The following is a 12,504-nucleotide window of genomic DNA, read 5'->3' as shown; positions in this document are numbered from 1 at the left end:
GGTGGGCTGTGACGGGCGGGCTCGGAGGTGGGGCGAGCTCGGGCGAGCCGGACGTGAGGCGGAGGTGCGAGGGCCGATGTCAGCGAGGGGCGTACGGCAGGTGGCCGCGCCAGTAGGTCTCGACCTGCCCCACGGCTGCGCCGGGCAGGGGCAGGTAGCCCGCACGCTCGTGCAGGTCGGCGCTGTCCTCCAGCACGAAGCGGAGGAAGTCCAGGGCCTGGCGCGCCTCCGTCTCTCGGACCGGTCGGCGCTCGACGAGGGCATAGATCGGGACGGTCAGCGGATAGGCCGCGCGCTCGGCGGAGGTCGGCGCGAGCCCGACGTAGTCGTCACGCCCCGCGTAGTCGAGGCCCGCCACCGAGACCCGCATCGCGGCGTCCGTCGGGCCCACGAAGGCGCCCGCGGCATTCTCGAGCTGCGCGAGTCGCAGCCCCGACTGCTGGGCCTGCGTGCGTTCGACATACCCGATCGATCCCGGACGCTGCCGCACGGCCTGCACGAGACCGCTCGACCGCTCGGCGGCCACCCCGCCCTTCCAGCTGACGAGCGCGCCCTGCCCCGCGGTCCAGCCGGGTGCACCGGACAGGTAGCGCGTCAGGGCGGCCGTCGACCCGGACCCGTCGCTGCGGTGCACCGCGGTGATCGTGGTGGACGGCAGTCGCGTGCCGGGGTTGAGCGCCGTGATCGCCGGGTCGTCCCACCGGGTGATCGCCCCCGTGTAGATCCCGGCGAGCGTTGCCTGGTCGAGCCGCAGCGTCGCGCCCGGGGGCAGGTCGAGGTTGTGCGCCACCGCGAGCGCCCCCACCGCGAGCGGGAACTGGACGACCTGACGCTCGTCGAGGGCGGCCTTGCTCAGCGGGTAGTCCGAGACGGCGAAGGCGACGTCGTCCTCGGCGAGGCGCATGATCCCGCCCATCGACCCGACCGGTTCGTACTCCAGCCCCGAGCCGTCCAGCACCCAGTCGTTGCCGGTCGCTCCGGGGCGGTCGGGGTTGTCGGCCGACGCGGCCGAGCGATAGGCCTCGATCGATCGGTCGATGAGCGGCTGCCCCAGCGTCGACCCGCTCCCGGCGAGCCGGTCCTGACGCCCGGCGGCCGTGAGGGCCACGACGAGGGCGCCGACGACCAGGGCCACCAGGATCGGCACGACGAGGCGGCGACGACGGGCGTCGTCGGTCCGCAGGACGGGGATCCCATTGTCGGGTGAAGCGAGCACCGCGGCTCCTCGGGTGCGTGGGGGTCGACCGGCGCGGGGGCGCTGCCTGGACGGTAGGCAGGTCGGACGTCGCTCACCCGAATGGCGGATGAACGACGGTGGCGCACGACGTGAACGGATCCCCTCACGTGGGGCCGCCTCAGGTCTCTGGCACCACCCGTGTCACGCTCCCGAGCGCGATCGGGGAGACTGGACCCATGGCCAGCGCATACCCGCACATGATCTTTGCCACCGAAGCCGCAGGTCTCGACAAGGACCGCCTCGTGGCCCTGCTCGACGAGGCCGTCCCCGGCGGGTCCACCGAGCAGACCGCCCTCAAGCTGACGTGGACGCGTGACGGCTACGCCTACACCTACTGGTTCGAGGACGCGGACCGCGTCGGCGAGATGTACGCCGACTACCTCCCCGAGGGCGCCCGCCGCCGGCCCGTGATCAACGCGACCACCGTCATCGACATGTCGGGCGCTGCGGACGCGAGCGGCGAGCACGCCGGCGAGGCCCGCGGGATCGTCGAGCACCTCGCCGCGCAGGACGGGGTCCACGTGTTCGCCGAGGCCACCAAGCGCTTCGTCGGGATGTCGTATGGCGACGAGCCCGCACCCGAGCCCACCCCCACGGCGACGGCTGCGACAGAGCCCGCCTCCGTCACGCCCGAGCCGGTCCAGCCCGAGCCGGTCGTCGAGGTGGCCGAGCCGACGACGGGCGACTTCGGAGAGCCCGGCATCCGCGTGGACGAGCCCTCCGAGGACGAGGTGGTCGCCCAGCCGACCACACCCGAGCCCGCCGCTGCGCCTGAGCACCAGCCGGGTGACTTCGGCGAGCCGGGCATCCGCGTGGACGAGCCCTCCGAGGACCTCGTGGACACTCACCCGGCGGCCCCGGAGCCTGCCGCCGCGTCCGCCCCCGCCCCGTCGCCGGAGCCGCAGCCCGCGCCCACGCCCGTCGAGCCCATAGCGCCGGAGCCCCAGGTCGCCCCCGAGCCGGTCGCCCCCGAGCCGGTCGCCCCCGAGCCCGTGCTGCCGGAGCCCGAGCTCGCCCCTGAGCCTCCGGTCCAGCCGGAGCGCATCCCTGGGCAGCTCCCCACGACCCCGGAGCCGGCCCCTACCCCGCAGCCCCTCCCGGACGAGGAGCCTGCACCCACGCCCGAGCCCGAGCCGATGCGCGAGCCTGCACCGTCTCCGGAGCCTGCGCCCACGCCCGAGCCGACCCCTTCACCGGAGCCCGAGCCCGAGCCGCAGCCCCTGCCGCGGGCGGAGCCCATCGCCCAGCCCGAGCCCATCCCCGCTCCGGAGCCGGTGCCCGAGAAGGGCTTCCTCAAGAAGCTGTTCGGCCGCCGCTGACGACAGCAAGTGACCCGGCGGGACGCGTCGCACCGCCAAACCGGCCGTTAGCCAGCTCAAAGTGCCCCGTCGGGTCACCCCCAGCACCCAATGGGGCGCTCGCGGGTCATCGCCACCACCAACGGGTGGAGAACACCACCCATGACGGTGGCTAAACCCACCCGTTCACGCCTCCGCGCCCTCGGCCCGCCCCAGCACCACCCCGCGGCCGCCGACGGCGACACGAAGTGACCCGACGGGACGCGTCGCGCCGCCAAACCGGCCGTTAGCCAGCTCAAAGTGCCCCGTCGGGTCAACCCCGTCGACCAATGGGGCGCTCACGGCTCACCGCCACCACCAACGGGTGGAGAACACCACCCATGACGGAGGCCAACTCCACCCGTTGGCGCGCACCAGGCGTCGGGTGCGGCATACGGCCAGGACCGGCGTCAGTGGCTGAGGTCCTTGGCGCGCGTCTCCGGCAGCGTGAGCACGGTCGCGGCCGAGATCAGCAGCGCCACGATCGCGTACGTCGCGAACGCCCAGCGCCACTCGACCGCCGCCGCGAGCCAGTTCTGCACGTAGGGGGCGGTGCCGCCGAACAGCGCGATGCAGATGGCGTACGGCACACCCACGCCGGTGGCCCGCACGTCGGTGGGGAACATCTCGGCATACACCGCCGGCGCGATGGCGAGATAGCCGGCGAGCAGGATCAGCATCACCGAGATCGCGAGCGCCAGCGTCACCATGCTGTGCCCGATCACCGAGGTCATGGGGATGTAGAGGACCGCCGAGCCGAGCAGCGCGACCAGGATGGGGATCTTGCGGCCGATCCGGTCGGACACGAGACCCCACACGGGCAGCGCGAGGATAAAGACGGTGTTGCCGATGATCGAGGCCCAGAAGGCGTCGGTCTTGTCGAACTTCAGCACCTTGATGGCGTAGGCCGGGGTGCTGACGGACCACACGTAGTAGGTGATCGTCAGGCCCATGGTCATGCCGATGACCTGCAGCGCCTGGCGCTTGTGGCGCCACACGCCGGCGAGCACGTTCTCGCGGGGGGCACCCTCGCCGCCCACCTCCTCCTCGAAGATCGCGGACTCCTCGAGCCGGGTGCGCATCCACAGCGCGAACAGCCCGAGCACGGCCCCGAGCGCGAACGGCACGCGCCAGCCCCACGCGTCCATCTGCGCGTCGCTGAGCGTCGTCTCGAGGATCAGGCCGAGGAACATGCCGATCAGCAGGCCGACGGTGCCGGAGACGTAGATCGAGGACGCCCAGAACCCGCGCCGCTCGCGGGGTGCCTCCTCCGCGAGGTAGGTCTGTGCCGAGGGCAGCTCGCCGCCGTGCGCCAGGCCCTGCAGCAACCTCGCCACGAGCAGGATCACCGAGGCCCACACCCCGACGGCGTCATACGTCGGCGCGACGGCGATGAGCAGCGAGCCGCCCGAGGCGAGCATGACGGCGACCATCAGGGAGTGCTTGCGCCCGATGCGGTCGGCGAGCCAGCCGAAGACGTAGCCGCCGAAGGGCCGGGCCACGAACCCGACCGCGAAGATCGCGAGGGTGGACAGGAACGCGGAGGCGGGGTCCGCCTTGGAGAACAGCTGCGCCGCGATGTAGGTCGCGAAGGTGGCGTAGACGTTCCAGTCGTACCACTCGAGCGCATTGCCGACGCCGGTCCCGAGCAGCGTCTTGCTCCGGCTCGGGGCGGGCCGTGCATGGGCGGTGGTGGCGGGTGTGCTCACGGTGGTGTCCTTCGTGGTGGGGAGAGCGGCCGTATGCCGGATGCTCCCCCATCCCACCCTCCCGTCTGCCGAACGGTCACGCCAGGACGGGGGAACGTCGTCGAAAAGTGACCGGCCTGTGCGGGGTTCGGGTCTGGCGGTGCGGCATACGGGGTAGCCGGAGAGGAGCGCCGGACCAACCCGCAGGAGGCAATCGTGCCCGAGCAGACCGACTCCATCGCCGCCGGACGGCGGACCGCACCCCGACGGCTCGTGCTCGTCCGCCACGGCCAGAGCCTCGGCAACGTGGCGGACGCCGAGGCCCGCAAGGCCGGTCACGGCAGGCTGGCGCTCGACTACCGCGACGCCGACACCCCGCTGTCGGACCTGGGCACCGAGCAGGCCACCGCCCTCGGGGCCCACCTGGCGCGGTTGCCCGAGGCCCACCGCCCCGAGGTGATCCTGTCCTCGCCGTACGCGCGGGCGCGGGGTACGGCCGAGACGGCCCTGCGGGAGGCGGGGCTGGACCACTCGCTGGTCCTCGACGAGCGGCTGCGCGAGCGTGACCTGGGGATCTTCGACGGGCTCACCGGCGACGGCATCCGGGCGGAGTACCCCGAGGAGGCCGAGCGCCGCACCAAGGTCGGCAAGTTCTACTACCGGCCCCCGGGCGGCGAGTCCTGGTGCGACGTGGCCCTGCGCGTCCGCAGCGTCCTCGCCGACATCCGCCAGGAGTACGCCGACGAGCACGTCTGGATCTTCAGCCACCAGGCCGTGATCATGAGCTTCCGCCTCGTCCTGGAGGGCCTCGACGAGGAGGGCATCATCACGATCGACAACGAGACGCCGCTGCCCAACTGCTCCATGACGTCCTACGACCGGGCCGAGGACGGCTCGCTCGCGCTCGACACCTATGCCGAGACCGCCGCGCTCGAGGACGCCGGCACGCAGACCACGCGTGAGGAGCCGGTCGCCAAGGACGCGGACCGGTGAGCCGGCAGCCCGAGGTCGTCTCGTCCGGACTGCTGCGCGGCTGGGAGCTGCCCGGCCACGGCGGCGACAAGGAGAGCAACGGCCGCGTCCTCGTCGTGGGCGGCAACGTCCGCATGCCCGGCGGGGTCGTCCTCGCCGCGGAGGCCGCCCTGCGCGCCGGCGCGGGCAAGCTCCAGATCGCCACGGTCGAGCCGCTGGCGGTGCCGATGGGGATGGCCATCCCCGAGGCCTACGTCGCGGGTCTGGCCGCCGACGACGACGGCAACCTCGCCCCCGGGACCGCCGACGAGATCGTCGAGCTTGCCGAGGGCTGCGCCGCGGTCCTGCTGGGCCCCGGGATCATGTCCCCCGACGCGGCGGTCGCGCTGCTCGAGCGCGTCGTGCCGCGCCTCGACGTGTCGGTCGTCATCGACGCGCTCGGCATGGCCTATCTCACCGAGCACGCCGACGGGGTGAAGCACCTGGACGGGCGAGTCATCCTGTCCCCCAACGCCGGAGAGCTCGCCCAGACGCTCGACGAGGACGAGGACGCCGTGTCGGAGGATCCGCTCGGCGCCGCGCTGCGGCTCAGCCGCCGTGCCGGTGCCGTGGTCGTGTCGGGCGCGTCCACGACCTACGTCACGACCCCCGGCACGCGCGCCACCGCCGACCTGTGGGCGGTCCAGACCGGCGGTCAGGGCATGGCCGTCAGCGTCTCCGGCGACGTCAAGGCCGGCATGCTGGTCGGGCTGCTCGGGCGTGGCGCGGAGCCCGCCCAGGCCGGGGTGTGGGGCGCCTATGTGCACGGCCGCGCGGGCGAGCGCCTGGTCGCGGTGCACGGACGGCGCGGCTTCCTCGCCCGCGAGCTGCTTGCCGAGATCCCACGGGCGCTGGCCGAGCTCGACGGGTGAGCGTCCTCCTCGGGACCTCGGGCTGGTGCTATGCCCACTGGGACGGCGTCCTCTACCCGCCCGGCATGCGTCCCGGGGACCGGCTCGCCTGCTACGTCGCGGAGCTCGCGACCGTGGAGCTCAACGCGAGCCACTACCGCTGGCCCCGGGACGCGAGCTTCGCGAGCTGGCGGCGGCGGTTGCCCGAGGGCTTCGTCATGACGGTCAAGGCGCCGCGCGGCCTGACCCACGCCAAGCGCCTCTACGCCCCCGAGCGGTGGTCCGAGGTGATCGCCCGCGGCCTGCACGAGCTGCGGGGACGCCGGGGACCGCTCCTGCTGCAGCTGCCGCCCACGATGGAGCGCGACGACGCGCGCCTGGCCTACGCGCTCGACGCCCTGCCGCCCTGGATCGAGGTCGCCGTGGAGCTGCGGCACGAGTCCTGGCACCGCGAGGAGGTGTTCGCGCTGCTCGAGCGGCACGGTGCCGCCTACGTCGTCATGTCCGGGGCGCACCTGCCGTGCGTCCTGCGGGCGACGTCGCCGCTGGTCTACGTGCGGTGGCACGGCCCCAGCCACGACCATCTGTATGCCGGCAGCTACGGCGACGCCGACCTCGACTGGTGGGCCGATCGCATCCGCGAGTGGCAGGGCGCGGGGCACCGCGTGCTCGGCTACTTCAACAACGACGGGCACGGTCACGCGGTGCACGACGTGCGTCGGCTGCGCGCCCGCCTCGGCGTCTGACCCCACCCCCGCCGACCGTCAGCTGCCAACTCCCCTCTATTGCTGCTGGGTTGCATTATCGTGTGGCCATGGCTATCGACATCCACCGCGCGACGACGCCGCAGGACCTGGCCGGCGCGCGCGAGCTCATCCTGACCAGCGTCCACGACGACCAGGGCTACGGCTTCCAGCCCCAGTGGCACTGGGACCTCGACCACCTGACCGAGGTGTATGTCGACAACCCCCGGCAGGCGTTGATCGTCGCCGTCGACGGGGACGCCGTGGTCGGCACCTGCGCCGCGCGGATCGGTGGCCCCGCGAGCCCGCCGCACCCCGCCTGGCTCGCCGATCGCTACGCCGACCGGGCGAACGTGGCGCAGCTGGTGCGTCTGGTCACCGACCCGCGGCTGCGCCGCCATGGCATCGGCCGCCGCCTCGTCGACGCCACCATCGAGTTCGTCCGCGCCGAGGGCGGGTATCGCGTCATCTACCTCCACACCAACGCCAAGATCCCCGGCGCGCTCGAGTTCTGGCGCGGTGCGGGCCTGGTCGAGACCTATGACGCCCGCGGCGACGAGGGGGACGATCGTTTCGAGACGGTCCACTTCGAGCTGCCCCTGCACGCGACCGTGCCCGCCTGATCCCGAGTCGGCGACCGGCGGCACGGCATACGGCCCCGCTCCCTCCGCACGACGAAGGCCCCCGCCGGACTCCGAGGAGTCGAGCGGGGGCCTTGGTCGCCCGGTCGGGCGCGTCCGAGCCAGGAAAGCGGCCCTGCCAGGGAGATCAGCTAGCGTCGAGCACGGTCGGCCAGCTGCCACCGACGGTGGGGTCCTGGCTGGTGGGCCAGCTGCCGCCCACCGTGGGGTCCTGGCTCGTGGGCCAGCTGCCACCGACGGTGGGGACCAGAGCGAAGGCTGCGAGGGTGAGAACGGCGATGGCGCGAGTGGCCTTGGCGATCATGATGGGAATCTCCTACTGGCGGGGGGATGCGGCAAGCGGTACGTTACTCGCGTTGTCAACAGTTGGGAATAGGTCATGAGCGACGAGAACGGTTTCGGAGTAGCGCTGCGCGCGGCGAGGGTCGCGGCCGGCCTGTCCCAGTCGGAGCTGGGGGAGCCGGAGTTCTCCCGCAGCTACATCTCCCTCGTGGAGTCAGGGCACCGCGCGCCGAGCCGCGAGATCGTCGAGCACGTCGCCGGCAGGCTCGGCCTGTCGGTCGAGCACGTCCGGGCCTGGGCGCTCGCCTCCGGCAAGCGCGGCGACGCCCGCGCCGCGGTGCTGCAGACCGAGGCGCTCAGCGTCCTCACGACGCACACCTTCGAGGGTGCCATCAAGGCTGCGTCCGACCTGCGCGACTTCGCCCTCGAGGCCGACCGCCTGGACCTCTGGTGGACCGCCGCGCTGATGGACCTCACGCTGCGCATCGAGAATGACTTCGCCGACCAGGTCGTCGAGCAGGCCCGCGCCCTCGTCGACCACTGGTTCACGCAGCAGTCCACGATCCTGCAGGGTCGGGTGCGCACGGTCCTGTCGGTCGCCCTGCGCGTCACCGGCGACCTGGAGGGGTCCGTCACCGAGGCCCGGGCCGCCGTCATGGCCTTCCGCACCACCCCCACCTGGCGCTCGACCGGCGTCGCCGCCCTCACCGCGCTCGTGTCCGCCCTCGGGCAGCAGCACCGCTACAGCGACGCGATCAGCTGGGCGCCGGACCTCGCCCGCGGCGCCCAGGATGCCCCCAACCGGCTCGAGGCCGGCAACGCCTACTGGGCCCTGGCCAACCTCGCGCTCTCGACCGGAGACCCCGAGGCGGGGCTCAGCTACTACGACCAGGCCATCGCGGCCATCGACCCGGACGGCCACCTGCGCCGGTGGGGTCGGGTACACCGCGCCGCCGCGGACTTCCGGCTCAAGGCGGACGTCGACCTCGACGCCGTGCCGGGGCTGCTCGCCAAGGCGGCGACGGCCTTCTCGCTCAGCTCGGCCCGCAGCGACCAGGTCGAGCTGGACCTGGTGCAGGGCAAGTACGCCTGCGCCACCGGCGACTGGGCGCAGGGGCGTGCCCACATGGAGCGGGTGCTCGAGGACGGGCACCTGCTCGCCGCCTCCGACCTGGCCGACGCCCACCATCACCTCGGCACCGCGCTGGGCGAGCTGGGCGATCACCGCGGGGCGGCCGAGCACCTGCAGGAGTCGGTGCGCCTGCTCCTGACGCTGACGTCTACCAACGCCGGGCCCGCCTGAGCCGCCGCGCACCGTCACCACCTGTCGTTGCGCATTCACACTGAGTCGCCGAGTTGACACTTTGTGTCGACGCGCACTCCCTCGCGCCATTTGTCACCACTGACGTTTGTGAACGATCCAAACGGGTCCCCAGACGCCATCGGTGACCAATGGTGTGCGGTGGGAGGGAGGACGGGACCCCCACGGCGCCGGCGCGGTCGAGCTGGTCGACGGACGCCTGCAGGACCCGCTGCGGCCCCGGTCGACGCGATCAAGGTGAGGACGGTGCCGGCCATGAACGTCCGGCGAGCGGTGCTGCTGCTCATGACGTCTCCTTGGGTGGTCGGTGTGCCTCCACCCTCCCTGGAACGTCCCGACCCGCGCCTCCCCCAGAAGGATGAGATCGCGGACGCCGGTCCACCCACCCGGAGGAGGGCGTGACCGGGCGTCACAGGGGCCCGACGGAGCGCGTCGAACCGCGCGTCGCCTCGGCCCTCGAGCCCGATCGCGAGGTCAGCCGGCGTTGATCCCCTGGGTAAGGCCCTCGGCGTTGCCCTCCTCGTCGGACTCGCCGGGGGTCTCGGGGTCGCCCGAGGTGGGCTCGGGCACCTGCTCGGTGGGCTGCTGGCCGGCCGGCTCGCCCCCCTCGTAGCCACCCTGGTCGTCCACACCCGTGTCCTGGTCCGCGTCCGGGTAGGCCGGGCGCTCGGCCGCGCTCTGGCCCGCGCCGGTCGGGTCGACGTCGTGGAAGGGCCCCTGGTCGGGCTGCGTGGTCTGGTCCGTCACGTGCGGGTTCTGGTCGTTGTCGCTCATGCGCCTGGGCATACCCCACCGCGTCGGGGGTCACCCGCTGCGGCCGGGGCGCGCGGCATACGGTGGGGGCATGGATCTCAAGCCTGCCTCCGACGTCTCCACCGCACCGCTCACCGTCCTCGGCCTGGCCGGCGGCTTCGCGCTCGCCCGCGAGACCGGCATCCGCCCGCTCGGCGGCGTGCTGCTCGGCGCCTGCGGCCTCCTCGCGGGGCGCACCTGGCTCGCGCGGACCGACCCGGGGACGACCTCCGTGCTGGCCGTGACCTACCTCGGCGGGTTCGTGGGGTCGCACCGGCTGGCCAAGAGCATCGGCGCCTGGCCTGCCGTCGGTGTCGTGACGGCGGCCTCGGCGGCCGCCTCCTGGGCCCTCTGCGACGCCCGGGACTGAGCCGTCGACCCACCCGCAGATGGAGGAGCCCGTATGCCGATCCCCACGCCCCTCAACGGCGCCGTCCTCGTGGTGTCTCCGCACCTGGACGACGCCGTCCTGTCCTGCGAGACGCTCATCGGCCGCGAGGCCCCGCTCGACGTCCTGACCGTCTGCACGGCCCGCCCCGCCCAGCCCATGGTCACCGAGTGGGACACACTGTCCGGTTTCCAAGACTCGGACGAGGCCATGGAGGTCCGGCTCGCCGAGGACGACGCCGCGCTCGCCGGGACGCCGCACCGTCGGCACCACCTCGGCCTGCTCGACCAGCAGTACCTCACCGCGGGCCGGACCCCCGAGGACGCCGCCACCCTCACCGCCTGGGTCGATGCCTGGCTGCGCGAGCACGAGGGCGGCCTGGTGCTCCTGCCGACCGCCACCGGGGTGCTGCCCGACCCGCCGCTGCCCCGCCGACCGTTGGGCGTGCGGGCGGCCCGCCGCCTGGCGCGGCTCGGGCTGCGGGCTGGGCGCAGCGGCATACGGCTGGTGCGCGAGGCCCTGTCCCGGGGGGAGGCCGAGGCGATGCCACCGGCCACCGGGGAGCACGCCGCGCCCGTCGGCGCCGGCGTCAACCCCGACCACCGCTGGGTGCGGGACACGCTCACCGACCACCTGACCGGCCGCCTGAGCGGCCGCCTAATCAGGTTCGGCTACTACGAGGACGTGCCCTACGGCTCGGCGCGGCCGGGGCAGGACGAGATAGACGGCCTGGTCGAGCGGCACGGGTTCCACGTCGAGGCGTATGCCGTGCCGGTCGACCGCGTCGTCAAGGCGCGCCGGATCGGTCGCTACGCGACGCAGGTGGAGCCGCTGCGCTTCGGCCCGCACGGACTCGACGAGCCAGAGGGGCTGCCCGAGCTGGAGCGCTACTGGCTGGCCCGTCCGTGGGAGGCCGCCCTGGGGATTCCAGGACAATTGCACCACGGCCATCACCCCCGGTCGTAGGCTTGAACCAGGGGGTGGTGTCCTGTGCCGATCGTGGTGGGCATTCCGACGTACCGACGCCCTGAGCTGCTCCGGGGGCTGCTGCTCGAGGTGACGAAGCAGGCCGAGGGCCATCCGGTCTCGGTGGTGGTCGCGGACAACGACTGCGACCCGGCCGTGGAGCGAGTGGCCGAGGAGGTCGGGCGCGGCACGACGGTCCCGATCACGGTGCGTCCCGTCCGTGAGCGAGGCATCTCGCAGGCGCGCAACGCCCTCGTCATGACCGCCTACGAGGTCGACCCGGAGTGGGTGTACCTCGTGATGTATGACGATGACGGCCTCCCCGAGCCCGGCGCCCTCATGGCCCTGGTGGACTGCGCGCGACGCTACGACGCCGACTGCGCGAGCGGGCCCGTCGACATGGGCATCAACAAGTCCTACCCGACGCTCGTGCGGTCCTACCTGCTGGCCAGCTCGGTCCTGCGCCGCGAGGGCCTGGTCTCCTCCCTCGACGGTGGGCAGAACCTCCTGCTCTCTCGCCGGCTCGTCGATCGGATGCCGCGACCGTGGTTCGCCCCGCACCGTGGGCTGTCCGGCGGGGAGGACTTCGCGTTCTTCCTGCGGGCCCGGTCGCTCGGAGCACGGTTCGCGTGGTCGCCCGCCGCCGTCGTGAACGAGCCGCTCCCCCCGCACCGGTTGAGCAACCGGGGTGCGCTGCTGCGCGCGTTCGAGGAGAACGCCGCCAACGCCGACACCGAGGTCGAGTTCTTCGGCTACGGCCACACGTTGGCGACGCTGGGTCGCTCGCTCGTGTGGCCCTTCGTCAACGTGGCCGGCGCCGTGCACCACCGCGACCCCGAGCGGCTCGCCGGGGTCGCGGTGTCGCTGTGCGGTGTCGCCGGGCGGGCGGCGGGGCTGGCCGGCCATCGGCCCAGGCCCTATCTCTGACGAAGCGTCCGGGCCGCGAGGGCCGGATGACCAGACGTACCTACCGGGGGCGGGATCATCAGCCTGGCGAACTAACCCCGGTCGATGCCCCTACCCCCGGCGGGATCATCAGCCTGGCGAACTAACCACGGTCGATGCCCCTACCCCCGGCGGGATCATCAGCCTGGCGAACCGACCCTGGGCTAGGGCGTGTCTCTTAAAGGGGGCAGCCATAGGAGGATCGCGCGGAGCAGGACGCCGGCCCGGTAGGTCAGGGCGAGCTTGTCGTACCTGGGGGCCAGGGCGCGCCATTGCTTGACGCGGTCGAAGCCGTTCTCGAC

General features: G+C 73.0%; 13 protein-coding genes. 9 read left to right on the top strand and 4 right to left on the bottom strand.

Annotated elements, in window-relative coordinates; genetic code table 11:
* Nucleotides 1–79 precede the first annotated feature (79 nt).
* Entirely contained in the window at nt 80–1,216 is a 1,137-nt protein-coding gene (gene pstS, locus B4K29_RS00795) for a phosphate ABC transporter substrate-binding protein PstS (protein ID WP_286966188.1), read from the bottom strand.
* 197 nt (nt 1,217–1,413) lie between these two features.
* Here pstS and B4K29_RS00790 point away from each other — a divergent pair, with 197 nt between their 5' ends.
* Nucleotides 1,414–2,556, top strand: coding sequence for a hypothetical protein (locus tag B4K29_RS00790; protein ID WP_286958853.1), 1,143 nt, complete (start codon nt 1,414–1,416; stop codon nt 2,554–2,556).
* 428 nt (nt 2,557–2,984) lie between these two features.
* Here the strand turns inward: B4K29_RS00790 and B4K29_RS00785 are convergent, their stop codons facing one another.
* On the bottom strand, nt 2,985–4,283 hold the full coding sequence (locus B4K29_RS00785; RefSeq protein WP_286966187.1) for an MFS transporter: 1,299 nt from the start codon (nt 4,281–4,283) through the stop codon (nt 2,985–2,987).
* Between the two features lie 195 nt (nt 4,284–4,478).
* Here B4K29_RS00785 and B4K29_RS00780 point away from each other — a divergent pair, with 195 nt between their 5' ends.
* From B4K29_RS00780 to B4K29_RS00765, 4 genes are all read left to right on the top strand, one after another.
* Nucleotides 4,479–5,255 (top strand): histidine phosphatase family protein, encoded by a 777-nt coding sequence (locus tag B4K29_RS00780; RefSeq protein WP_019287496.1) that lies wholly within the window; start codon nt 4,479–4,481, stop codon nt 5,253–5,255.
* Nucleotides 5,252–6,145 carry an NAD(P)H-hydrate dehydratase gene (locus B4K29_RS00775; RefSeq protein ID WP_286966185.1) on the top strand — a complete coding sequence of 298 codons (894 nt, stop codon included), beginning with the start codon at nt 5,252–5,254 and terminating at the stop codon, nt 6,143–6,145. The genes B4K29_RS00780 and B4K29_RS00775 overlap by 4 nt, the downstream gene beginning before the upstream one ends.
* Nucleotides 6,142–6,870, top strand: coding sequence for a DUF72 domain-containing protein (locus B4K29_RS00770; RefSeq protein WP_286966184.1), 729 nt, complete (start codon nt 6,142–6,144; stop codon nt 6,868–6,870). The genes B4K29_RS00775 and B4K29_RS00770 overlap by 4 nt, the downstream gene beginning before the upstream one ends.
* 68 nt (nt 6,871–6,938) lie before the next feature.
* Nucleotides 6,939–7,490 carry a GNAT family N-acetyltransferase gene (locus tag B4K29_RS00765; protein ID WP_286966183.1) on the top strand — a complete coding sequence of 184 codons (552 nt, stop codon included), beginning with the start codon at nt 6,939–6,941 and terminating at the stop codon, nt 7,488–7,490.
* A 145-nt stretch (nt 7,491–7,635) separates the two neighbouring features.
* On the opposite strand, the gene B4K29_RS00760 is transcribed toward B4K29_RS00765, so the two are convergent.
* On the bottom strand, nt 7,636–7,812 hold the full coding sequence (locus tag B4K29_RS00760; RefSeq protein ID WP_019287500.1) for a hypothetical protein: 177 nt from the start codon (nt 7,810–7,812) through the stop codon (nt 7,636–7,638).
* A gap of 75 nt (nt 7,813–7,887) precedes the next feature.
* On the opposite strand from B4K29_RS00760, the gene B4K29_RS00755 reads away from it, so the two are divergent.
* Complete coding sequence (locus B4K29_RS00755) at nt 7,888–9,093, top strand: helix-turn-helix domain-containing protein (protein ID WP_286958859.1); 1,206 nt, start codon at nt 7,888–7,890, stop codon at nt 9,091–9,093.
* A 492-nt stretch (nt 9,094–9,585) separates the two neighbouring features.
* On the opposite strand, the gene B4K29_RS00750 is transcribed toward B4K29_RS00755, so the two are convergent.
* Complete coding sequence (locus B4K29_RS00750; protein WP_019287507.1) at nt 9,586–9,885, bottom strand: hypothetical protein; 300 nt, start codon at nt 9,883–9,885, stop codon at nt 9,586–9,588.
* Between the two features lie 70 nt (nt 9,886–9,955).
* Here B4K29_RS00750 and B4K29_RS00745 point away from each other — a divergent pair, with 70 nt between their 5' ends.
* The 3 genes from B4K29_RS00745 to B4K29_RS00735 are packed head-to-tail and all read left to right on the top strand — an operon-like array spanning nt 9,956 to nt 12,184.
* Nucleotides 9,956–10,273 carry a hypothetical protein gene (locus B4K29_RS00745; protein WP_239266235.1) on the top strand — a complete coding sequence of 106 codons (318 nt, stop codon included), beginning with the start codon at nt 9,956–9,958 and terminating at the stop codon, nt 10,271–10,273.
* Nucleotides 10,274–10,306: 33 nt separating this feature from the next.
* On the top strand, nt 10,307–11,257 hold the full coding sequence (locus tag B4K29_RS00740) for a hypothetical protein (RefSeq protein ID WP_239266232.1): 951 nt from the start codon (nt 10,307–10,309) through the stop codon (nt 11,255–11,257).
* Nucleotides 11,258–11,293: 36 nt separating this feature from the next.
* Nucleotides 11,294–12,184: a glycosyltransferase family 2 protein gene (locus B4K29_RS00735; protein ID WP_286966182.1), complete on the top strand. Its 891-nt coding sequence runs from the start codon at nt 11,294–11,296 to the stop codon at nt 12,182–12,184.
* Nucleotides 12,185–12,504 lie beyond the last annotated feature (320 nt).

This window comes from Arsenicicoccus sp. UBA6765 (genome assembly GCF_002453335.1).
GTDB classification, from domain to species: domain Bacteria; phylum Actinomycetota; class Actinomycetes; order Actinomycetales; family Dermatophilaceae; genus Arsenicicoccus; species Arsenicicoccus bolidensis.
Note: the sequence above shows the minus strand (reverse complement) of the source record. Positions and strands in the feature narration are given on the sequence as shown.

Coding starts and splice junctions, on each gene's coding strand:
- B4K29_RS00745 (WP_239266235.1), top strand. CDS start 9,956: ATGGATCTCAAGCCTGCCTCCGACGTCTCCACCGCACCGCTCACCGTC.
- B4K29_RS00740 (WP_239266232.1), top strand. CDS start 10,307: ATGCCGATCCCCACGCCCCTCAACGGCGCCGTCCTCGTGGTGTCTCCG.
- B4K29_RS00750 (WP_019287507.1), bottom strand. CDS start 9,885: ATGAGCGACAACGACCAGAACCCGCACGTGACGGACCAGACCACGCAG.
- B4K29_RS00790 (WP_286958853.1), top strand. CDS start 1,414: ATGGCCAGCGCATACCCGCACATGATCTTTGCCACCGAAGCCGCAGGT.
- B4K29_RS00765 (WP_286966183.1), top strand. CDS start 6,939: ATGGCTATCGACATCCACCGCGCGACGACGCCGCAGGACCTGGCCGGC.
- B4K29_RS00760 (WP_019287500.1), bottom strand. CDS start 7,812: ATGATCGCCAAGGCCACTCGCGCCATCGCCGTTCTCACCCTCGCAGCC.
- B4K29_RS00755 (WP_286958859.1), top strand. CDS start 7,888: ATGAGCGACGAGAACGGTTTCGGAGTAGCGCTGCGCGCGGCGAGGGTC.